Genomic DNA, 21919 nt, shown 5'->3' with positions numbered 1-21919 from the left:
GGACGAACCCGGAACCCAGGGGGCGCGCAACCGGCGTCGAATACTTTGACCACAGCGACTGCGGCCCTGGGTTCCGGGTTCTTCGCTGCGCTCAGCCCCGGAATGACGGGCGCTGACCCATCTAGTCCTCGTCGTCCTCGACCACGTCGGGGATTTCAGGGGTGACCACGGTCGGGGCGATGGTCTTGATCTCGCCCAGCTTGGCGCCGGGGAAGGCCTGAAGCACCGCCTGGACGAAGGGATTGGCCTCGACCTCGGCGCGTTCGGCGGCGCGGGCCTTTTTCTGGATCTCGATGACCGTCTCGGCCCCGCCCTGGCCGTTGGCGGCGATCAGCCAGGTGCGGCCGGTCCATTCGCGCAGGCGGGCCGACAGCTTGCGGGCCAGTTCGATCGGCGCGCCCTGGACGCTTTCATAGACGATGGCGCCGGGCTTGAACGAGACCGGCTTCACATACCGCTCCACATCCATCTGAAGCCCGACCTCGCGCTTCTCGCCGATCAGGGCGACGACCTGTTCGAAGGTCTGCGGATCGGGCAGGGCGGGGGCCATGACGGGACGCGCCGCCAACTGCGCCGAGGTGCCGCCTCCGCCTCCGCCGCCGCCACGCGGGGCCGATCCGCCGCCTATCGGTTCGCCGGATTGCAGCCGCTTCAGCGCCTCCTCCGGTCCCGGCAGGTCGGCGGCGTAGGCCAGACGCACGATGGCCATTTCGACCGCATCGGCCGGATTGGGTGCGCGCCGCACCTCGTCCAGCGCCTTCAGCAGCATCTGCCAGGTGCGCGACAGGGTCGCCGCCGGAATGGCCGCGCCCAGGGCCGCCAGCTTCTGCGCCTGATCGTTGGGCAACCGCGTCGCGTTCGGACCCAGCATCTTAGCGACCGAGGCGGCGTGGCAGTGCTCCAGCAGGTCGTTGGTCACCTGCACCGGATCGGCGCCGAAGCCGTAGAGGGTGCGGAAACTCTCCAGCGCCTCGGGCGTGCGGCCGGCCATGACGCTCTCGAACAGGGCGATGGTCTGGGTCCGGTCGGCGAGACCCAGCATGTCGCGCACCGTCTCGGTCTTGACCATCTCGCCGCGCTCCGCCTGGACCAGGGCCTGGTCCAGCAGCGACAGGCCGTCGCGCACCGACCCCTCGGCTGCGCGCGAGATCAGGGCCAGGGCGTCGTTCTCGATCTTCATGCCCTCGCGGTCGGCGATCCGGCCCAGGTGCTCGACCAGGATCTCCGGCTCGACCCGACGCAGGTCGAAGCGCTGACAGCGGCTCAGAATCGTCACCGGCACCTTGCGGATCTCGGTGGTAGCGAAGATGAATTTGGCGTGGGGCGGCGGCTCTTCCAGCGTCTTCAGCAGGGCGTTGAACGCCTGCGTCGACAGCATGTGGACCTCGTCCAGCACATAGACCTTATAGCGCGCCTCGACGGGCGCATAGCGGACGCTTTCCAGGATGTCGCGGATGTCATTGACGCCGGTGTGCGACGCCGCGTCCATCTCCATCACGTCCATGTGCTGGCCGGCCATGATGGCGGCGTCGTGCCAGCCGTGGGCGGTCAGGGTCAGCGACGGCTTATCGATGCTGTCGGTTTCGTTGTTCAGGGCGCGGGCCAGAAGGCGGGCGGTGGTCGTCTTGCCGACGCCGCGCACGCCCGTCAGCATGAAGGCGTGGGCGATCCGGCCCGTGGCGAAGGCGTTGGTCAGGGTGCGCACCATCGCCTCCTGCCCGATCAGATCCTCAAAGGTGCGCGGCCGGTATTTGCGCGCCAGCACCTGATAGGCGGCGCCGTCATCGACGTGGGCTTCGACTTCGGCAGGCGCAGGCTTGGCGAGGGGGGCGGCAGCGGGCGCAACGACCGGCTCGGGCGCCGCGGCAGGCGCGCCGAACATGTCATTGGTATTCTCGTCGCGCGGGGCGACGTCGTCCTCTTCCCAAGGCGGGCCGTCGAGATTCGTGTCGCTGTCCGTCATGGGAGGAAGTCTTACAGCGGCTGAGGGGCGGGAAGAAGCGATTCTCAACGAGTCGCCTCCCTGCTTTGCGGGGAGTGGCGCGGCGCGTCTTCGCGTCGTGACGCAGGGGGTTTTACCGCACTCCGGCGTCTGTGGGATTGCAAGAGCCCCTCCACCGCTTCGCGGTCCCCCTCCCCACAGGTGGGGAGGAGACGTGACGCACCAACGCGCTGTAGCAGCGAGCGACCGCGTCGCGAGCGTTAGCGCACAAAAAAGAGGAAGTAGAGACCGCGACCCGAAGGGGAATTCGTTGTGGCTGCTGCCTTCCGGCCCTGACCAGATTGGCGAAGCCTTCGCCCGCGATCTCCAAGCGGAGATATGACGGGTGCGAAGGCCGGAATCAAGAGCTACAAACCCGCATGGCCCATCAGAACACCTTCGCCGGCAATCCGCTCGATCGGGCCGGCGACCTGAGGAATGATCCCGACTGGCTGGCCGAGCAGGCCGCTAAGCCCTACGCCCAGGCCCTGGTGCTCTGGGAAGGGCGACCGCTGATCGAGGAGACGGGCGAAGGGCCGAGGCTGGCGTGGCTGCAGATGCGCCATGCGCGCAGCCTGGTGCGGGATCGCGAGGCGTTCTTGGGCCTGTGGAACGACGAACCCGTCTTCGCCATCGAGTTCGAAGGCTCCATCGATCCGACCAACGGACCGCTGGCCGGGCTGGGCGCCTTTCAAGAGATGCGTGCGGCGGCGGCGATCCTGCCGGCGGCGGATGCGGCGATCGCGGGCGGGGCCAAGAGCCTGTTCGACTGGCGCCGCAAGCACGGTTTCTGCGCCAACTGCGGCACGCTGAGCGAGACGGCGTCGGGCGGCTGGAAGCGGATATGCCCGGCCTGCGGGACCGAGCATTTCCCGCGCGTCGATCCGGTCACCATCATGCTGCCGGTCTATAAGGGCGGGGCGGAGCCCATCTGCCTGCTGGGCCGTCAGGCGGCCTGGCCTGCCGGACGAATGTCGGCCCTGGCCGGGTTCCTGGAACCGGGCGAATCCATCGAGGAGGCCTGCGCCCGCGAGGTGAAGGAAGAGGCCGGCCTGACCGTGATCGCCACGGCCTATCACTCCAGCCAGCCCTGGCCCTTTCCGTCGCAACTGATGATCGGCCTGATCGCGGAGGTGTCGGACGATCAGGCGCAACCGGACCAGACCGAGCTGGAAGCCGTCGCCTGGCTGACGCGGGCCGAGGCGCGCGCCGTGCTGGCGGGCGAGCACCCGAGCATTCAGGCCCCGCCGCCCTTCGCCATCGCCCACAGCCTGATCCAGGCCTGGGTCGACGAGGTCTAGGCCAGCGCCCGCGCCGCCTCCAGGTCGGCGGGATTGTCGACGGACAGGGGGGCTTCGTCGATGACGGCGGCCCAGATCTGCATGCCCATTTCCAGGGCGCGCAGCTGTTCCAGCTTCTCGCGTTTTTCCAGCGGCGACGGCGGCGCGGCGCAGAAGCGGTTCAGCGCCTCGCGGCGATAGCCATAGACGCCGATATGACGCCAGACAGGGGCGTCGCCATACAGGGTCGAGCGGGTGAAATAGAGGGCGCGGGCCTGGCGTTCGCCTTCGCCCAGGGCCAGCACCGCCTTGACCACATCGGGATTGGTCCGGTCCGACGCCTCGGCCTCGGCAGCGACCAGGGTGGCGATGTCGCAGGTCGGCTCGCCGTGCAGAATGGCGGCGCAGGCGACGGCCAGACCGGGGCTGGCGAAGGGCATGTCGCCCTGGACGTTGATGACCGCGTCGAAATCGCCCTCGGGGTCGATGGCGTCCACGGCGGCGCGAATGCGGTCCGAGCCCGAGGGCAGGGCCGGGTCGGTCAGGACGGCGCGGCCGCCTGCGGCTTCCACCGCCTCGACAATCTCGGGATCGCCGGCGGCGACCACGACCGGCAGGCCCGAGGCCTCGGCCTGGCGATAGGCGCGCACGATCATCGGCGTGTCGCCGATCAGGGCCAGCGGCTTGTTCGGCAGGCGGGTGGCGGCCATGCGAGCCGGTATCATTATCAACGGATTCATCGACTTCCCTGACGCCTGTCTGGCCCGTCACGCGTTGGGCCGGTTGCGAAGGCGGCGCTACCGTGCCAGAGACGCCAAAGCAAGATTATGTCCGGGGCGTGTTTTCGAGGGGCCCGGCCGGCAGAGGGAAACGACCAGGCGTATGAGCGGCGATCTTAAGTGGAACAAGATTTTCGGCGCGGCTCTGGGGACGGCGTTCGTCATCCTGGTCGTCCAGCAGGCCTCGGGCCTCGTCTATCATTCGGAAGCCCCCGAAAAGATGGGCTATTTCGTCGATGCGCCGGAAGAGGCCGCCGGCGGTGAAGCCGCCGAACTGGCGCCCGACTGGGGCACGGTCCTGCCGACCGCCGATCTGGCCGCCGGCGAGGCCGCCTTCGCACGTTGCCAGGCCTGCCATGACGCGCACCAGGGCGGCGCCGACAAGATCGGTCCGAACCTGTGGGGCGTGGTCGGCGGGCCGGTCATGCACCGTCCGGGCTTCGCCTATTCCGATGCTATGGCCAAGCACAAGGCCGAGGCGCCGACCTGGGGCTATGACCAGATCAACAGCTTCATCACCGCCCCGGCCAAATATGTGCCCGGCACCAAGATGTCCTTCGCCGGCATCCGCGACACCCAGACGCGCATCAATCTGATCGCCTGGCTGCGCACGCAGGGCTCCGGCGGCTTCGCCATCCCGGCGCCGGATCCCACCCGTCAGCCTGGCGCGGCCGCGCCGGCCGCCGGCGCGCCTGCCACGGGCGAGGCCCCGGTGACCGAAGGCGCTGCGGCGACCGAGGCGACCGGCACCACCCCGGCCGCGGGCGCCCCCGCCGCGTCTCAGGCGACCCCAGCGGCCCCGCCCGCCGCGACGGCGTCTGCGCCGCCGAACCACTGATCGCCGCGGCGACGAACGACAAAAGGGCGGCCCGACGGGCCGCCCTTCTTCGTTTCGGGCTGAGCGCTCGGCTCAGAGGATCTGCGCCGCCTCGTCGAACGACAGGCGCGGCGAGCGTGGAAACAGGTTCTCGTCCGAGCCATAGCCGAGGTTGAGGATATAGTTCGGCTCGACATGGCTGTCGGGGAAGAACTCGGCCTTCACGCCGGCGGCGTCGAAGCCGGACATAGGCCCGACATCCAGGCCCAGGGCGCGCGCGGCGATGGTCAGATAGCCGCCCTGCAGCGAGGCGTTGCGGAAGGCGGTCTCGCGCCGTCCGGCCTCGTCAGCGAACCAGGCCTTGGCGCCCGGCGCGTGGGGGAACAGGGCGTCGAGATGGTCGTGGAAGTCCATGTCCTGACCGACGATCACCGTCACCGGGGCCTGCTGTGTCTTGTCGCGATTGCCTTCGCTCATCAGCGGGATCAGGCGGGCCTTGGCCTCGGGAGAGGTAATGAAAACGAAGCGGGCGGGCGACCCGTTGACCGCCGTGGGCCCGAACTTGGTCAGGTCATACAGCCTGTGCAGCAGTTCCGGCGCGACGGGGCGGTCGGTCCAGCCGTTGCGCGTGCGCGCTTCGGTAAACAGTTGCGACAGGGCGGCGTCCGACAGCGGCCCGTCGCGTTGATGAGTAGCATCATAGGCCATGGGGTGCGTTCCTGACTTAAATAGCAACGAAGACAGGTGCTAATTAGGACGTTTCGCAACGGCCGCAAGCGCCAATCCCGAAATGCTCGGTTTCGATCTTGCGCACCGAGCACAAGCCCTCTGTCGCCCGGGCTTTGTTCGCCCTATCTAGAAGGCATGAAAGATCTGACCCAACTGATGCAGCAGGCCCAGGCGATGCAGCAAAAGCTGCAAGACGCCCAGGCTAAAATGGCTGAAACGACCGCCGAGGGTTCTTCCGGCGGCGGTCTCGTCTCGGTGTCCCTCAAGGGCCCTGGCGAGATTACGGCCATCAAGATCGACGACAGTCTGCTGAGCCCGGGCGAGGGCGAGATCCTGGCCGATCTGATCGTCGCCGCCCATGCCGACGCCAAGCGCAAGCTGGATGAGCAGAACAACGCCCTGATGCGCGAGGCCGCAGGCCCCATGGCCGGGATGAACATTCCCGGAATGCCGAAACTGTTCTGATGGCCGCCTCCGCCGGGCCGGAGATCGAACGGCTGATCTCCCTTCTCGCCAAACTGCCGGGCCTGGGTCCGCGCTCGGCGCGGCGTGCGGCGCTGGCGCTGTTGAAGCGCCGCGAGCAGTTGCTGGTGCCGCTGGCGGCGTCGCTGGCCGAGACGGCCGAGAAGGTCGTGTCGTGCTCGGTTTGCGGCGCGCCGGATACGCGCGACCCCTGCGCCATCTGTTCAGACGCATCGCGCGACAATGGCCTGATCTGCGTGGTCGAAGAGGCCGGCGCCCTGTGGGCTATGGAGCGATCCGGCGCCTTTCGCGGAAAATACCATGTGCTTGGCGGACTGTTGTCCGCTCTGGACGGCGTCGGACCCGAGCATCTGCGGGTCACCGAACTGGTCGGGCGCGTGAGGGGCGGGGGCGTGCGCGAGGTCGTGCTGGCCCTGCCGGCCACGGTCGATGGCCAGACGACCGCCCACTATGTCGCCGAACGGATCGCCGGGCCGGATGTGGAGATCACCTCGCTGGCGCGCGGGGTGCCGGTCGGCGGAGAATTGGACTGGCTGGACGACGGCACCATCGTTCAGGCCCTTCGCGCCCGCCGCCCGGCCTGACCGAGTTAGTTCGAAGGCACGGTCGGGGCGTTGACGTTCGGCGCTTCGCCCGTCGGTGTGGCGACGGCGCGGCCCGTCGAATCCGTTGGCGCGTCGGCGGCGGGCGGCGTCTGGCTGTCACCCGCGAACGCTTGGGTCTCGGCGGCGGCGGCCTCAGGACCCGTCTCAGCGTTCTTGGCGTTGAAAGCGCCGTTGGTCACGAACCACAGGCCCAACAGCAGCACCGCGGCGGCGAGGGTCGAAACCGCCAGGATGACGGCGATGCGCGCGTTCTTGCGTCCGCTGCGCACCAGTTCGGCGTCGACCGGCCGGCCGTCGTGCACCGCATCGGCGGCAGTGTCGTGTCGGTGGGGCTTTTCCGGGGTCATGGGCGGGTCCTTCGTGCAAATGGCTGAGACACCAACGTCATCGCAACGGCGACGTTCCGGACAAGCGGCGCCGGAAGGGCCCCGCTTCTCATTGAGGGCGACTCCCGTTAGGAACGGAGCATGAACATGCTTGTGCCGATCCTCGCTGTCCTGGCCGCCGCGTTCGCAGGCGGTTTTCTGTGGGCCTATATGGGCTGGCAGAAGACGAGCGGCGCGCTGGCGGCGGCCGAGGCGCGCATCGATCTGGTCGAGGAAAGCCGTGTGACCATGGGCGAACTGCTCAAGGCCCAGGCGGCGCAGTCGGCCCAGGTCGTGGCGGATCAGATGGTCAGTCGCGCGACCGAGACCTTCCGCGCTCAGGACCAGCTGGCGCGCGAGCGGATGGCCGCCCAGCTGAAACCTGTCGCCGACACCCTGACCAAGTTCCAGGAGCATGTCGCCGCGTTGGAGAAGACGCGCTCCGAAGAGACCGGGGGCCTGCGCGAGCAACTGGCCCAACTGATGACGGCCTCGTCCGCCACGCGCGACGAGGCGCGCAGGCTGACCGAGGCCTTGCGCGGCAATACGGGCCGTCGCGGCCGCTGGGGCGAGCAGACGTGCCGTAACGTCCTGGAGGCCGCCGGCATGGCGGGGCGGTTCGACTTCACCGAACAGACGTCCAGCGCCGACGACGAGGGCCGCCAGAACCGGCCCGACTTCATCGTCCGCCTGCCCGGCGGCGGCATGTTCGTGATCGACGCCAAGGTTCCGCTGGCCTTCGACGACGGGGAGGGCGACGAGGAGGCGCGCGCCCGCTCCGTCGGTCTGCGCACCGCCGCCAGCCTGAAGACCCATGTGCGCCAGCTGTCGTCCAAGGCCTATCAGGACCAGTTCAAACCCAGCCCAGATTTCGTCGTCCTGTTCGTGCCCGGCGATGCCTTCCTGGTCACGGCTCTGGACCATGAGCCGGACCTGATGACCCAGGCGATGGCCTCGCGCGTCGTCATCGTCACGCCCTCAACCCTGTTCGCCCTGTGCAAGGCCGTCGCCTATGGCTGGCGCGCGGAAGAACAGGCGGCCAATGCCGATAAGGTCGCCGCCCTGGGCCGCGAACTCTACAAGCGGCTGTCGGTCATGGGCGGTCATGCCTCCGCCGTCGGACGCGCGCTGGACACGGCTGTCGGCAAGTACAATCAGTTCGTCGGCTCGCTGGAGAGCCAGGTCATGGTCTCGGCTCGCCGGTTCGAGGATCTGCAGGTCGATCACGAGGGCAAAGCCTTGCCGGATCTAACGCCGGTCGAAAGCGCGCCCCGCGCCATCGCCCGCCCCGAACTGATCGCCGCCGCCAAGGCGGAGTAGGGCCTCATTCTGTGGAAAGGGCGCTTGACAGCGCCGACGCCGTGATGTCAATGTAGCTTGTCAATAGGACAAGGGGTGTTGACTCATGCGCAAGTGGCGGCCGGTAATCAAGGCGATTGCAATCACCTTCGGCGGCGGATTGGTGTTCGCCTTGGTCGGCGGGATCGCGATGGGATACGCCGCCCGCGCCGGCTGGATCGGTTCGGAGATGGGGGAGATGATCTTCACCGCCGTCTTCGCCGCCACCATCATGGCCGGCTCGCTGTGGGTCGGCGCCGAATGGATGCGGGTCATCGATGAAGCCGCGCGTGAGGCGCACAAGGCGGCCTGGTACTGGGGCGGCACGGCTGGCATGTGCGTCAGCGGCGTGGGCCTGATCCTGTCCTCGGCGGGGCCGTGGCGCGAGGTCATCGCGCGCGAGATCGGATCGGGCGGCTCGCCCATCGACTACATGTCCGCCGGCGCCGCCTTGATGATCGCCCCCATGCTGATCGGCTATACCGTCGTCTGGGCCTGGTGGTGGCTGGCGCGGATGCGGGGCTGAGCCATGAACAATCGTCTCAAGGTCCTGCGGGCCGAACGCGACTGGAGCCAGGCGCAGCTGGCCGAACATCTGGGCGTGTCGCGCCAGACCGTGAACGCGCTGGAGACCGGCCGTTACGACCCCTCCCTGCCGCTGGCCTTCAAGATCGCTCGCGTCTTCGGCCAGCCCATCGAATCCATCTTCTCAGACGATCAGGCCTGATCCGTCCTGCATTTCCTTCATTTTCGACAACAACGAGACCTCTCATGACCTTCACCGATCGCCTTCTGTCGTCCGTTTCCAGCCTGGCGCGCGGCGCCGTGGGTGTCGCCGGCGGCCTGGCCCTGTTCGTCGCCATCGCGGGCGTCCCGGCCGACGCCCTGGCCCAGACCGCCGCGCCTGCCGCTCCTGCGCCGATCCAGGGCGAAGGTCCCGCCCTGTGGGTGGTCAAGGATGCGGACTCGACGCTGTATCTGTTCGGCTCGGTCCATGTGCTTCGCCCGACGACCGGATGGGCCAGCCCTCGCGTCGAGGCCGCCTTCGACAGCGCCTCGGACATCTGGTTCGAGATCAGCAATCCGGATGACCAGGCCGCCATCATGCCGCTGATCCAGCAGCACGGTCTGTCGCCCGAGACGCCCCTTTCCAGCCGCCTGACGCCGGAAGAAAACGCCGAACTGGATGCGGCCGCCCAGGCCATGGGCGCCTCCGCCGCCCAGCTTCAGCCGATGAAACCCTGGCTGGCGGCGCTCAGCCTGTCGGTCGCGCCGCTGATCAAGGCCGGCTACGATCCCAAGTCGGGCGTGGAGCTGGTGCTGAAGGCGCGGGCCGAGGCGGCGGGCAAGCCGATCCACGGCTTCGAGACCATCGACAAACAGATCGGCATCCTGGCCGGCCTGCCCGACGACGTACAACTCGTCTTCCTGCGCGAGACTCTGAAGGACTACGAGAACGCCGCCACCAAGCTGGATGAAATGGTCGAGGCCTGGGCCCGGGGCGACGTCGCCACGCTGGACCGCGTGACGATCAAGGAAATGAAGGAGGCCTCGCCGGCCCTCTATCAGTCCGTTCTGGTCGATCGGAACACCGACTGGGCCAACCAGATTCAGACGATGCTTGAAGGCTCCGGCACCGCCTTCATCGCCGTCGGCGCGGCCCACCTGACCGGCGACGACAGCGTCCAGACCATCCTGCAAAAGCGCGGCGTGACGGTCGAAGCGGCGAACTGAGGTCGGAAGGAAGGCGCGGCGGCGACGTCGCGCCTTCGTCAACGGCTGGAGCGGGCAGCGGGAATCGAACCCGCACGAAAAGCTTGGGAAGCTTTCAGGCTACCACTACATCATGCCCGCGATGGCCTGAGGCTGGTCTATCTCATGGCTGGGCGGGGCTCAAGTTAAGACCGGAATCTGGGCGCGCGCTTCATTCTCGCGCGCATAGCGCTGGGCGATGATCGTGCAGGCGAACAGCTGGATCTGGTGGAACAGCATGATCGGCAGGACGATCAGCGGCACGGCGTGACCGGCGAACAGGATGCCGGCCATGGGGATGCCGGTGGCCATGCTCTTCTTGGAGCCGCAGAACAGGATGACGATCCGGTCGGGTCGGTCGAACTTCAGCGCGCGCCCGGCGAACAGGGTCAGGGCCAGGACGATGGCCAGCAGGGCGATGTTCAGGCCGACGACCTTGGCCAGATCCAGCGGCGCGACCTGGGACCAGACGCCGGCGACGACGCCCTCGCTGAAGGCGGCATAGACGATCAGCAGGATGGAGCCGCGGTCCACCAGGCCGGTCAGTTTTGCGTGACGCGTCAGCCAGTCCTTCAGCAGCGGGCGGCACAGCTGGCCCACGGCGAAGGGGGCCAGGATCTGCAGACCGATGTCCAGGATGGACTGCAGATGGATGCCGCCGTTGGCGCCGCCGATCAGCAGGGCGACCAGCAGCGGCGTCACGATCACGCCCAGCAGGTTCGACAGGCTGGCGCTGGTCAGGGCGCCCGCGACATTGCCGCCGGCGATGGAGGTGAAGGCGATGGACGACTGCACCGTGGACGGCAGCAGGCACAGATACAGCATCCCCGTCAGCAGATCGGGCTGAAGCGCCCCCCGCATCAGGAAGACCAGCCCAAGCCCCAGCAGCGGAAACAGCAGGAAGGTCGACAGGAAGACCGTGCCCTGAAGCCGCCAGTGCAGCAGCCCCGCGCCGATGGCCGCCGGCGACATCCGCGCGCCGTACAGGAAGAACAGCAGGGCGATGGCCGCCTTGACCACCCCGTCCATGACGACGGCCGCCTGTCCGCTGGCGGGGAACAGCGCCGCCAGGATCACCATGCCGATCAGGGCCAGCAGATAGCCGTCGATCGGCAGGCGGGACAGGAAACGAGGCATGGACGGCTCAGGCGACGGCGGGCTGACGCACAGATAGGCGCATCAGCCCGCGCATTTAACCCGGGTCTTCAGGCCCCGGCGCGGTTCTTGACCAGATCGTCCACGACCGACGGGTCGGCCAGGGTCGAGGTATCGCCCAGCGCGCCGATCTCGTTTTCGGCGATCTTGCGCAGGATGCGGCGCATGATCTTGCCCGAGCGGGTCTTAGGCAGACCCGGCGCCCACTGGATCACGTCGGGGGCCGCGATGGGGCCGATCTCGTGTCGAACGTGGGCGACCAGCGCCTTTCTCAGATCCTCGGTCGCCTCGACCCCGTTGTTCAGGGTGACATAGGCGTAGATGCCCTGCCCCTTGATGTCGTGCGGATAGCCGACGACCGCCGCCTCGGCGACATCGTCGTGCAGGACCAGCGCGCTCTCGACCTCGGCCGTGCCCATCCGGTGGCCGGACACATTGATGACGTCGTCCACCCGGCCGGTGATCCAGTAATAGCCGTCCTCGTCCCGACGGCAGCCGTCGCCGGTGAAGTAGCGGCCGGGATAGGTCGAGAAATAGGTGTCGAAGAAGCGCTGATCGTCGCCATAAACGGTGCGCATCTGACCCGGCCAGCTGTCGGTGATGCACAGGTTGCCGGAGACGGCGCCCTCCAGCGGTTGACCTTCGGCGTCCACGATCTGAAGCTCGACGCCGGGCAGGGGCAGGGTCGCCGATCCGGGCTTCAGGTCGGTGGCGCCGGGCAGGGGGGTGATCAGATGGCCGCCCGTCTCGGTCTGCCACCAGGTGTCCACGATGGGGCAACGGCCGTCGCCGACCACCTCGTGATACCAGCGCCACGCCTCTGGATTGATCGGTTCGCCCACCGTGCCGAGCAGTCGCAGCGAGGCGCGCGATGAGGCCTTCACCGGCGCATCGCCTTCGCGCATCAGGGCGCGCAGGGCCGTCGGCGCGGTGTAGAAGATCTCGACCTTGTGCTTGTCCACCACCTGCCAGAAACGTCCGGCGTCGGGATGGTTGGGCACGCCCTCGAACATCAGGGTCGTCGCCGCATTCGCGAGCGGGCCATAGACCATGTAGGAGTGGCCCGTGACCCAGCCCACGTCGGCTGTGCACCAGAAGACCTCGCCGGGGCGATAGTCGAAGACGATCTCGTGCGTCCAGGCGGCCCAGAACAGGTAGCCGCCCGTGGTGTGCAGCACGCCCTTGGGCTTCCCCGTTGAGCCGGAGGTGTAGAGGATGAACAGCGGATCCTCGGCGTTCATCGGCTCGGGCGGGCAGTCGGCTTCGGCCTTGGCGGCCTCCTGCCCATAGTCGAAGTCGCGGCCCTCGATCATCGGCACGTCCGCGCCGGTGCGGCGGATGACCAGGACGGTGTCGACCTTCACCTTCGTCAGGGCCTCGTCGACATTGGCTTTCAACGGAATGTGCTTGCCGCCGCGCAGACCTTCGTCGGCGGTGATGACCAGGTTGGAACCGCAGTCCTCGATCCGGCCGCACAGGCTGTCGGGCGAGAAGCCGCCGAAGACGACCGAATGCACCGCGCCGATCCGCGCGCAGGCCAGCATGGCGTAGGCGGCCTCGGGGATCATGGGCAGATACAGGGTGATCCGGTCGCCCTTCTTGGCCCCATGCGCCTTCAGCACATTGGCCATACGACACACCTCGGCGTGCAGTTCGCCGAAGGTGATGCGGCGGCTGTCGGCGGGATCGTCGCCTTCCCAAATGATCGCCGTCTCGTCCTTGCGGTGGGGCAGGTGACGGTCGATGCAGTTCGCCGAGACGTTCAGGACGCCGTCCTCGAACCAGCGGATGCGGAAATCTTCCTTGTTGAAGGAGACGTCCTTGATCCGGGTCGGCGGGGTGATCCAGTCCAGACGTTTGGCCTGTTCGGCCCAGAAGGCGTCGGGAGTCTCGCGCGCGGCGATCCGCGCCGCCTCATACGTTTCCCGGTTCATATGGGCCTTGGCGGCCCAGTCGGCGGGGACGGGATAGAGGGCGGGATCAGGCACGCGAGACGTCTCCGGCATCACATCAGAATCCGTATTTGGCGAACAGGATCAGACGGGTCATGTCGCCGCTGGCGCCGGTTTCGATCTCGCGGTCTGCGAACATCAGCTCGGCCCCGACATCAAACGCCGTAACCGGCGACCAGATCAAGTTGGCATGGAGGCTCTGGGCCGAACGGTTGGCGGCCAGGCCTGTGAAGGCCAGGTCATTGTCCACCTTCTGCGCCGACCAGATCAGGCTGGAACGCCAGCCGGGCGCCCAGACGTGGCGATAGGCGGCGAAGCCGGCGACGACGCCGATCGCATCCAGATCGCCCGAGCCGTTCAGCACCGCGTCGTTGGAGAAGTTCAGACCGACATAGCGGCCGATGCCCTCGCCGCCCGTCACCATCAGGCGCAGGTCGTCCTTGGCGCCGACCTTGATCTTGGTCGAGGCCGACAGGCCCCAGCCGGTCGCGGTGGAATCGATGTTGCTGGCCGGGCTCTGATATTTCAGCTGGCGCAGCAGCCCGGCGATCTGGAAGTCGCCCCAGGGCTTGGACACCGCATAGCGGGCGGTGAAGTCCGGCAGGGTGCTGTCGTCGGCGACGATGCGCGCGCCGCCGCCGAACGGAGTCACCGTCGTCTCGGGGTTCTCGACCGAGACCGAGAAGGGCCCGCGGGTGTAGCGAACCTGGACCTGACGGGCGAAGACCGTGCCCTCGGCCGCGCCGATGAAGTCGGCGGATTCGGGCAGGACGGCGGTGTTCTGGAAGTTGGTCCATTCCTGGCCGATCAGCCAGTTGTCGATGGTGATGAAGGCGCGACGCAGGGCCGGGTTGGCCGGGCTGGTGGTGCGCTGGTCGCCGGCGCCGGGCAGGGTCTGGAAGTCCATCTCCATCCGCGTGCCGATCTTGTGGCCGCCGACCATGCCGTCGGTGGTCAGCCAGAACCGGGTCTGGCGGGCGTTGAAGTCGGTCGCCGTATCCTCATCGGTCCCGCCGATGGGGATGGAGCCGGGAATGTGGAATTCACGCAGCGCGTCGCCGTTGGCCGGGTCGCCGCCCGAGTAGCGGCTGGCGTAGGCGTCCACCTTCACGAAGCCGCCGAACTTGACCGTGTGGTCGCCAATGCGGAAGCCGTCGCTGGGCGCGGCGGGCGCCGCCGCCTGCTGGACCGGGGCGGGCGCGGCCGGGCGGGTCTCCAGGCGGATGATGTCCTGCTGTTGCGCCGCTTGCTGGGTTCGGGCGGCGACCACCTCCGTCTTCAGGGCGTTCAGCTCGCTTTCGAGTTGAGCGATGCGGGCCTCTAGCGCCGCCTGGCTGGTCTGTGCCGAAGCGAGCCCCGGCGCCGAGAGCAGGGCGATCGCGGCGGCGCTGGAAAACAGGCCTGCCGATAGACGTGTCTTGATCATGATGAAAATCCTCCCGCGCCCGTCTAACGCGTGCGTCCCTTCCCAAACCTTTCCGCCTTGGACAGAGCGAGGCCATTGGCCATTGGTCTAATTTCGACCAAAGTCGAACCGCGCCATGATGGCGACGACGCGGCCGGTCAGACGCCGCGCACGGAAGGAAGCCCATGGATCGCATCGTCGTCGCCGACGACCATCCGCTGTTTCGCGCCGCCCTGCGCTCGGCCGTCGACAAGGCGGCGCCGGGCGCGGAGGTGGTGGAATGCGCCAGCCTGGCCGAAGCCCGGGCCGCGATGGTCGCGGGGCCCGTCGATCTGTTGCTGCTGGATCTGAAGCTGTCGGACAGCGAAGGGATGGCGGGGCTCGCCGCCGTGCGGGCCGAGCAGCCGACTGTGCCGGTGGCGGTGGTGTCGGCCAGCGAGGATGCGCCGGTGGTGCGCCACGCTCTGGGTCTGGGCGCCGCCGGCTTCATCCCCAAGTCTTCGTCCCTGCCGCAGATGGTCGAGGCCATCGCCGCCATTCTGGCCGGCGACAGCTGGGCGCCGGATGTGCCCGAGGCCGACGACGATCTGGCTGGCCGCGTGGCCAGTCTGACGCCGTCGCAACTGCGCATCCTGGAAGGGTTGAAGGCCGGCCGGCTCAACAAGCAGATCGCCTTCGACCTGGGTGTGTCCGAAGCCACCATCAAGGCGCACCTGACCAGCGTGTTCCGCAAGTTGGGCGTTCAGAACCGAACCCAGGCGGTGATCCTGGCCAAGTCGCTGGACCCGGCTTAACTCGCCAAGTCCTAGCTCGACAGGAAGGCCTTCAGCGCCGCCGGCTTGATCGGCTTGGGCAGAAGGACGGCGCCGGCCGCCGTCGCCTGCTCGTTCAGCCCGTCGCGGGTGTCGGCCGTGACCAGGGCGATGCGGCGCACGCCCTGGGGCCTCAGCCAGTCGATGACGGCGAACCCTTCGGGCCCGTCGCCCAGATGCAGATCGACGACGGCGGCGTCGAACGGCCCTTGCGCCGCCTTCGCCGCCTCGACGCTGGCGACCAGCGTCGGCCGCGCGCCCCAGCGGCTGAGCAGGGCGTTCAGCGCGTCTAGGATCACCGGCTCATTGTCCACGCACAACACGCGCAGGCCCGCCAGCGGCAGGCGCGCCTCGCGCACCGGCGCGACATCGGGGACCATATCGGCCGCGCTGCGTGGCACGGTGATCCTAAAGGTCGTGCCGCGCCCCACACGGGAACTCAGCTCCAGCGGGTGATCGAGCAGGCTGGACAGGCGGCGCACGATCGCCAAACCCAGGCCCGCGCCCGGTTCATCGACGGCGCCCGGCAAACGCACGAACTCGCCGAAGACGGTTTCGTGTTCCGTGTCGGGAATGCCGCGTCCGGTGTCGCAGACGAACAGCTGCACCGTCTCGCCCCGCCGACGCGCTCCGACCAGCACCCGGCCGGCATCCGTATAGCGGATGGCGTTCGCCACCAGATTCTGCAGCATGGAGCGCAGCAGGTCGCGGTCGGACGCGACCCACAGGCCGCTGGACATCACGGTCAGGTCCAGACCCTTGGCCTCGGCCACGGGCGCGAACTCGCGGCGCAGTTCGTCGAACAGGCCGCCCAGCGACAGTCGCGCGACATTGGTCCGCACGCCGCCGGCCTCCAGCTTGGACAGGTTCAGCAGGGCGGTCAGCAGACGGTGGGCGCTGTCGATGGCGCGGTCTGCGTTGACCGCCAGGGTGCGGCTGGTCGCGTCTTCCAACGCCGGCTCCTCCTTCAAGGCGGCGATGAAGAGGCGGGCGGCGTGCAGCGGTTGCAGCAGGTCGTGGCTGGCGGCGGCCAGGAACCGGGTCTTGGACGCCGTGGCGTCTTCGGCCACGCGCCGGGCCTCGTCCAGCCGGGCGGTGCGGTCCGCAACGCGCGCCTCCAGCCGTTCGTTGGCCTCCTCCAACTCGCGCGCGGCCTGGCGCAGGGCGGTGATGTCGGTGTAGCTGGTGGCGTAGCCGCCGCCGGGGATCGGCGCGCCGGAGGAGCGCAGCACTCGGCCGTCGGGCTGCTGGCGTTCGTGATCGTGGGGGATGCGGCGGCTCAGCGCCTCCAACCGCCGCTCGACCCAGGCCTCGATGTCGTCGGGGCTCTCGCCGCGCTCGGCGTTCAGCCGATAGATGACGGCGATGGGGAGGCCGACGTGGACGAAGCCCGCCGGCAGGTCGAACATGGCGACGTAGCGCCGGTTCCAGGCGGTGACGCGCAGATCCTCGTCCACCACGATCACGCCCTGGTCGATGTTGTCGAGGGTGGTCTGCAGCAGGTCGCGGTTGAACTGAACCGCTTGGGACGCCTCGTCCAGCATCCTCACCACGTCCTCGGGCGCGCGCCCGACGCCGGCCAGCGCGGCCGCGATGACCCGCCGGGCCGAGGCCGCGCCGATGGCGCCGGCCAGCATCCGCTCGGCGGCGCGGGCCAGGGCCGCATCGGCCGGGTCGGCGTCGCGCAGCTTGGCAGCGGTCTCATCGCCCCAGGCGGTGAAGGCGCGCTCGGCCCGTTCGTCGCCGATGAAGCGGGCGACCAGGGCGCGCAGATCGCCGACCGAGGCGCCCGACGGCGCGGGCCGGGCCTCCATCCAGTCCGGTCCCAGCCGATCCACGAAGGCGCGGGCCTGAACCCGGTCGATCAGGCGGGGCTGAGCAAAGCGCGACACGCCGACATAGGCCGCCAGGTTCAGCGCAAGGCTGACGAAGACGCCGAGCGCCAGCGGGTCCTTGACCCCCAGCATGACGTGCAGGTGCCAGGGCGCGCTGGGCGACAGCTGCGGCAGGGCCAGCATGACGATCCAGACGCCCATGCCGACCGTCATGCCCGCCAGCGCCCCTTGCGCATGGCCGCCGCGCCACAGGACCGCGCCGAACAGGGCCGGCGCCAGCTGGGCCATCGCGGCGAAGGACACCAGCCCCATGGCCGCCAGACCGCGCGACTGGTCCGTCGCCTGATAATAGAGCCAGGCCAGCAGCAGGACCGCGACGATGGCCCCGCGCCGGACCTGAAGGATGGTCCCCGCCATGTCTGAGGCGTCGCCGCGCACCCGCCAACGCTCGCGGGCCAGGAAGGGCAGGATCAGGCTGTTGGACACCATGGCCGACAGGGCGACGGCCTCGACGATGACCATGGCGGTGGCGGCGGAAAAACCGCCGACGAAGACCACGGCCGTCAGCAGGGTCTCGCCGCGCTGGAACGGAAGGGCCAGCACCAGCAGGTCTGGATTCACCGACGGCGCAAACAGGGCGCCCGCCGCCACCAGCGGCAGCACCGCCAGGCTGGTCAGCAGCAGATAGAGCGGAAAGATCCAGCGCGCCCGTTTCACGTCCGACGGCTGACCGCCCTCCACGAAGGCGACATGGAACTGTCGCGGCAGGCAGAAGATGGCCAGGGTCGACAGCAGGGTGATGGCGGTGAAGCGCGGCGTGACCTCGGGCGGCGCGGCCAGGGCGCCCAGGCCTTCGATGATGCGCGGGGGCGAGCCTTCGTTCAGCAGCAGGACCAGGGCGAAGACGGCGACAAACAGCAGGGCGCCCAGCTTGACCATTGATTCCAAGCCGATAGCCTGGATCAGGCCGCGATTGTGCTCGGTCAGGTCGGGACGACGGGCGCCAAACAGGATGGCGAAGAAGGCCAGCACCCCGGCCAGCACCAGGACCGTCAGACCCTCGGACCCCGCAACCGGCGTGCCGGCGGTCAGCAGGGCGCCGGCCATCGACAGCGACTTCAGCTGCAGCGCGATATAGGGCAGCGACCCCAGGATGGCGACGACGGTGACGGCCGCGCCCAGGGTCTGGCTCTTGCCGTAACGCGAGGCCACGAAGTCGGCCATGGAGCCCACGTTCTCGCGCCGGGCGGCCGCCGCGATCCGGCGCCATAGCGGAAACAGCAGGGTCAGGCCGATGACCGGGCCAATGTAGATGGGCAGATACTCCCACCCGTCGCGCGCCGCCGTGCCGACCGCGCCATAGTAGGTCCATGAGGTGCAGTAGATCGCCAGCGACAGGGCGTAGACCGACGGCCCCAGCCCCTTGCCGCGCGCGCGCGCCGACGGCCGTTCCTGAGACCAGGCGACGGCGAACAGCACCGCCATATAGGCGGCGACCAGGCCGAGGATCGTCAGGCTGAACATCGGGGCATCTGAACCGGGCACGGGGTGTTTCACAAGCGAAAGGCGGGCCGTCTTGCGACGACCCGCCCTTCCTTCCGCCTGAAAGCAGGATCAGGCGTTCAGATCGACGTCCTTGCCTTCCTTGACCAGCAGGAAGCCCAGAACGACCGTCCCCAGGGCCACCACGATCGGGTACCAGAGTCCGGAATAGATGTTGCCCGTCGCCGCCACGATGGCGAAGGCGGTGGTCGGCAGGAAGCCGCCGAACCAGCCATTGCCGATGTGATAGGGCAGCGACATGGAGGTGTAGCGGATGTTGGTCGGGAACATCTCGACCAGGGCCGCCGCGATCGGTCCGTAGACCATGGTCACATAGAAGCCGAGGATGAATAGGATCAGCACCACCATCGGCTTGTTGACCAGGGCGCTGTCGGCCTTGGCCGGATAGCCGGCGGCGGTCAGGGCCTCGCCCAGGCTCTTGTCCCAGGTCTTCTTCTGGGCGGCGAAATCGGCTGGGGCCATGGCGTCGCCCCGGAAGCTGGGGATGACGACCTGATCGCCGATACGCACCTCGGCGACCGTGCCCGCCGGCGCCGCGACGTTGGTGTAGGTCACGCCCGCCTTGGCCAGATAGGATTTGGCCACGTCGCAGGAGTGGTTGAACACCGTCTTGCCCACCGGATCGAACTGCAGATTACAGTCGGCCGGATCGGCATAGACCGTGACCGGCGCCGAGGCGGCGGCGGCGGCCAGTTTCGGATTGGCGGCCTGGGTCAGGGCGTTGAACAGCGGGAAATAGGTCAGGGCCGCGATCAGGCAGCCGGCCAGGATGATCGGCTTGCGCCCCACCTTGTCCGACAGCCAGCCCCAGAAGATGAAGAAGGGCGAGGCGGCGAGAAGCGCGATGGTCAGCAGCACATAGACCAGGGTGGCGTCGACCTTCATGACCCGTTCCAGGAAGAACAGGGCGTAGAACTGACCGGTGTACCAGATGACGGCCTGGCCGGCGGTGAGGCCCAGCAGGGCGATCAGCACCAGCTTCAGGTTGGGCCATTTGCCGAAGCTGTCCTTCAGCGGGGTCTTGGAGCCCTTGCCCTCGGCCTTCATCCGCTTGAACGACGGGCTTTCGGCCAGCTTCAGGCGGATCCACAGGGACACGCCCAACAGCAGGATCGAGACCAAGAACGGAATGCGCCAGCCCCAGGCGGCGAAGGCTTCCTCGCCCAGTGTGTAGCGAACGCTCAGGATGACGATGAGGCTGAGCACCAGTCCGGCGGTCGCGGTGATCTGAATGAATGAGGTGTAGTAGCCGCGCTTGCCCTGCGGAGCATGCTCGGCGACGTAGGTGGCGGCGCCGCCATATTCACCGCCCAGGGCCAGGCCCTGGATCAGGCGCATCAGCACCAGGATGATGGGCGCGGCGATGCCGATGACCGCATAAGGCGGCAACAGGCCGACGACGAAGGTCGACAGCCCCATCAGCAGCATGGTGACGAGGAAGGTGTTCTTGCGCCCCCAAAGATCGCCCAGCCGCCCGAAGACGATGGCGCCGAAGGGCCGCACCGCAAAGCCGGCGGCGAAGGCCATCAGGGCGAATATGTAGCCGGTGGTTTCGTTGACGCCTGAGAAGAACTGGACGGTGATGATCGCCGCCAGAGAGCCGTAGAGATAGAAGTCGTACCACTCGATGACGGTGCCGACCGATGAGGCGAGGATGACCAGGCGATCGCTGCGATCGACGGTGTGCTCCTCTCCTCCGGACGCAAGGGGTGCGTCGGTTGCCATGATCCATTTCCTCCCGTGTCGCCGTTATCGGCCGTTCTGCACATCCTTCAGGATGCGTGGACGCCGACATTGACCGAGAGCGAGGCGGGTGGAGAGAGCGACTTTGGTCGAGGATCGCCGGTCGCCAAGGCGACCCTGGGGTCTAGGATCGCTGGCGATCAGCCGTCGATGGAGATGACCGGGCCGAGCTTGGGTTGAGCCTTGCCGCGACGGGCGCTGCGACGCTTCAGCCAGGCGCGGATGCGGGTCTGGATCGGATTGTCGATCGCGAAGTGGAAGGCGAAGGCGAAGGCGACCGCCGCCACGACGCCCAGGCCCCACAGGCCCCATTGAACAATGAGGGGCAAGCCTATGCGCGCCTCGACTGCATTGACCACGCCGAACCAGACGATGCGGACCACCTCGTTGGAGATGAACATGGAGAAGGAGACCATGGCGGCGGTCTCCACCCACTTCGAGGGCTTGGTCACAGGCACGGCGCCGGCGGCCAGGATGATGATCGAGATCAGGGTCAGGGCGACGAGGGCGTGCTTGTCGTGAAGTTGAAGCGCGAAGAAGCCGACGGCGGCCAGCACCCCGGCCCAGCCGGCCAGGCGCGGCGCGATCCAGACCTTCTGGGCGAACCAGGCCAGGCCCATGCCCAGGAAGAACAGCGGCAGGGCGCGGATGATGCCGTAGCGCATCGGCATCTGATAGACGGGATAGCCGAGGAACGACCAGCACAGCTGGTTGGCGACCAGATAGACGCCGACGCCGACGGCCAGGGCCGACCACGGACCCAGACGCATCAGGCCGCGAATGATCCAGGGGAAGGCCAGATAGCAGCCGATCAGGGCCGAGATCGACCAGGTCGGGGCGTTCCAGCCCAGGCCGCCGTACACGCCGTAAGACTGAAGCAGCAGCAGCTGGGCCGGCAGCTGGTCCCAGGCGAACCATTCGGGATTGCGGGGCGGCGAGCCGGCGGCGGTGGCCAGCAGCACGAAGCCGACCAGGGACAGGCCCATGATCAGGTGGGCGGGCACGACACGCAGGAACCGCTTCAGGAAGAAGTCGCCGGGCGACATCCGGCCCTTCTCCACCGCCGCGCCATAGACGCGCATCAGCACATAGCCGCTGTCGATCAGGAAGAAGTTGGTCAGCAGGAAGCCGCCGCGTTCGAAGATCGGATTGATCAGGTGGGCGAGCGGTTCGGGACCGGCGGCCTGGAAGTGATGTAGGATGATCAGGAAGGCCACGATGAAACGCAGCGCGTCCAGCCAGCCGCCGCGCGCGATCTGAACTGTCTCATTGCGGGTCGAAATCAGGGACCAGGGCATCGTCAGCGCCTCCTTATGCCTGTTCAC

The 21919-nt window shown here is 68.1% G+C and carries 19 protein-coding genes, 1 tRNA gene and 1 other RNA gene; 9 read left to right on the top strand and 12 right to left on the bottom strand.

Annotation, left to right across the window (positions count from 1 at the left end; all coding sequences use genetic code 11):
* Positions 1–121 precede the first annotated feature (121 nt).
* Entirely contained in the window at positions 122–1963 is a 1842-nt protein-coding gene (locus O2K97_RS00275) for a DNA polymerase III subunit gamma/tau (RefSeq protein ID WP_269220007.1), read from the bottom strand.
* A 255-nt stretch (positions 1964–2218) separates the two neighbouring features.
* Positions 2219–2314: signal recognition particle sRNA small type (gene ffs / locus O2K97_RS00270), an RNA gene on the bottom strand.
* A gap of 47 nt (positions 2315–2361) precedes the next feature.
* Here ffs and nudC point away from each other — a divergent pair.
* Positions 2362–3282 carry an NAD(+) diphosphatase gene (gene nudC / locus O2K97_RS00265; RefSeq protein ID WP_269220006.1) on the top strand — a complete coding sequence of 307 codons (921 nt, stop codon included), beginning with the start codon at positions 2362–2364 and terminating at the stop codon, positions 3280–3282.
* Here nudC and O2K97_RS00260 read toward each other — a convergent pair.
* Complete coding sequence (locus O2K97_RS00260; RefSeq protein ID WP_026108498.1) at positions 3279–4001, bottom strand: 3-deoxy-manno-octulosonate cytidylyltransferase; 723 nt, start codon at positions 3999–4001, stop codon at positions 3279–3281. The two genes, nudC and O2K97_RS00260, sit on opposite strands and share 4 nt — an antisense overlap.
* 142 nt (positions 4002–4143) lie before the next feature.
* On the opposite strand from O2K97_RS00260, the gene O2K97_RS00255 reads away from it, so the two are divergent.
* Positions 4144–4878: a c-type cytochrome gene (locus tag O2K97_RS00255; RefSeq protein ID WP_017505623.1), complete on the top strand. Its 735-nt coding sequence runs from the start codon at positions 4144–4146 to the stop codon at positions 4876–4878.
* A 72-nt stretch (positions 4879–4950) separates the two neighbouring features.
* On the opposite strand, the gene O2K97_RS00250 is transcribed toward O2K97_RS00255, so the two are convergent.
* On the bottom strand, positions 4951–5565 hold the full coding sequence (locus O2K97_RS00250; protein WP_269220005.1) for a malonic semialdehyde reductase: 615 nt from the start codon (positions 5563–5565) through the stop codon (positions 4951–4953).
* 156 nt (positions 5566–5721) lie between these two features.
* Between O2K97_RS00250 and O2K97_RS00245 the strand changes: the two genes are divergently transcribed.
* Both O2K97_RS00245 and recR read left to right on the top strand, forming a co-directional pair.
* Entirely contained in the window at positions 5722–6051 is a 330-nt protein-coding gene (locus O2K97_RS00245) for a YbaB/EbfC family nucleoid-associated protein (RefSeq protein WP_269220004.1), read from the top strand.
* Positions 6051–6653, top strand: coding sequence for a recombination mediator RecR (gene recR, locus O2K97_RS00240; RefSeq protein WP_269220003.1), 603 nt, complete (start codon positions 6051–6053; stop codon positions 6651–6653). The genes O2K97_RS00245 and recR overlap by 1 nt, the downstream gene beginning before the upstream one ends.
* 5 nt (positions 6654–6658) lie before the next feature.
* Here recR and O2K97_RS00235 read toward each other — a convergent pair whose 3' ends face one another.
* Positions 6659–7021: a hypothetical protein gene (locus O2K97_RS00235; protein WP_269220002.1), complete on the bottom strand. Its 363-nt coding sequence runs from the start codon at positions 7019–7021 to the stop codon at positions 6659–6661.
* A gap of 120 nt (positions 7022–7141) precedes the next feature.
* On the opposite strand from O2K97_RS00235, the gene O2K97_RS00230 reads away from it, so the two are divergent.
* From O2K97_RS00230 to O2K97_RS00215, 4 genes are all read left to right on the top strand, one after another.
* Positions 7142–8359, top strand: a complete 1218-nt coding sequence (locus O2K97_RS00230; RefSeq protein WP_269220001.1) for a DNA recombination protein RmuC — start codon at positions 7142–7144, stop codon at positions 8357–8359.
* Positions 8360–8444: 85 nt separating this feature from the next.
* Positions 8445–8903 carry a hypothetical protein gene (locus tag O2K97_RS00225; RefSeq protein ID WP_017505629.1) on the top strand — a complete coding sequence of 153 codons (459 nt, stop codon included), beginning with the start codon at positions 8445–8447 and terminating at the stop codon, positions 8901–8903.
* 3 nt (positions 8904–8906) lie between these two features.
* Positions 8907–9104, top strand: a complete 198-nt coding sequence (locus O2K97_RS00220; protein ID WP_055754453.1) for a helix-turn-helix transcriptional regulator — start codon at positions 8907–8909, stop codon at positions 9102–9104.
* 44 nt (positions 9105–9148) lie between these two features.
* Positions 9149–10111: a TraB/GumN family protein gene (locus O2K97_RS00215; protein WP_269220000.1), complete on the top strand. Its 963-nt coding sequence runs from the start codon at positions 9149–9151 to the stop codon at positions 10109–10111.
* Positions 10112–10157: 46 nt separating this feature from the next.
* Here the strand turns inward: O2K97_RS00215 and O2K97_RS00210 are convergent.
* From O2K97_RS00210 to O2K97_RS00195, 4 genes are all read right to left on the bottom strand, one after another.
* Positions 10158–10231: transfer RNA gene (locus O2K97_RS00210), tRNA-Gly, on the bottom strand.
* A 39-nt stretch (positions 10232–10270) separates the two neighbouring features.
* On the bottom strand, positions 10271–11266 hold the full coding sequence (locus O2K97_RS00205) for a bile acid:sodium symporter family protein (RefSeq protein ID WP_269219999.1): 996 nt from the start codon (positions 11264–11266) through the stop codon (positions 10271–10273).
* Positions 11267–11334: 68 nt separating this feature from the next.
* A complete protein-coding gene (gene acs, locus O2K97_RS00200) occupies positions 11335–13290 on the bottom strand; it encodes an acetate--CoA ligase (protein WP_269219998.1) in 1956 nt (651 codons plus the stop codon).
* A gap of 4 nt (positions 13291–13294) precedes the next feature.
* Positions 13295–14662: a DcaP family trimeric outer membrane transporter gene (locus O2K97_RS00195; protein ID WP_269219997.1), complete on the bottom strand. Its 1368-nt coding sequence runs from the start codon at positions 14660–14662 to the stop codon at positions 13295–13297.
* Between the two features lie 164 nt (positions 14663–14826).
* On the opposite strand from O2K97_RS00195, the gene O2K97_RS00190 reads away from it, so the two are divergent.
* Complete coding sequence (locus tag O2K97_RS00190) at positions 14827–15435, top strand: response regulator transcription factor (protein ID WP_269219996.1); 609 nt, start codon at positions 14827–14829, stop codon at positions 15433–15435.
* A gap of 11 nt (positions 15436–15446) precedes the next feature.
* On the opposite strand, the gene O2K97_RS00185 is transcribed toward O2K97_RS00190, so the two are convergent.
* From O2K97_RS00185 to O2K97_RS00175, 3 genes are all read right to left on the bottom strand, one after another.
* The gene (locus O2K97_RS00185) at positions 15447–18833 is read right to left on the bottom strand and encodes a PAS-domain containing protein (RefSeq protein WP_269219995.1); all 3387 of its coding nucleotides are present in this window, start codon (positions 18831–18833) and stop codon (positions 15447–15449) included.
* A gap of 69 nt (positions 18834–18902) precedes the next feature.
* The gene (locus O2K97_RS00180) at positions 18903–20576 is read right to left on the bottom strand and encodes an MFS transporter (protein WP_269219994.1); all 1674 of its coding nucleotides are present in this window, start codon (positions 20574–20576) and stop codon (positions 18903–18905) included.
* A 158-nt stretch (positions 20577–20734) separates the two neighbouring features.
* Positions 20735–21892: an acyltransferase family protein gene (locus tag O2K97_RS00175; protein WP_269219993.1), complete on the bottom strand. Its 1158-nt coding sequence runs from the start codon at positions 21890–21892 to the stop codon at positions 20735–20737.
* Positions 21893–21919 lie beyond the last annotated feature (27 nt).

This window comes from Brevundimonas vesicularis, assembly GCF_027105095.1.
In the GTDB taxonomy this organism is placed as follows: domain Bacteria; phylum Pseudomonadota; class Alphaproteobacteria; order Caulobacterales; family Caulobacteraceae; genus Brevundimonas; species Brevundimonas vesicularis_E.
This window is presented reverse-complemented; position numbering and strand designations above follow the sequence as displayed.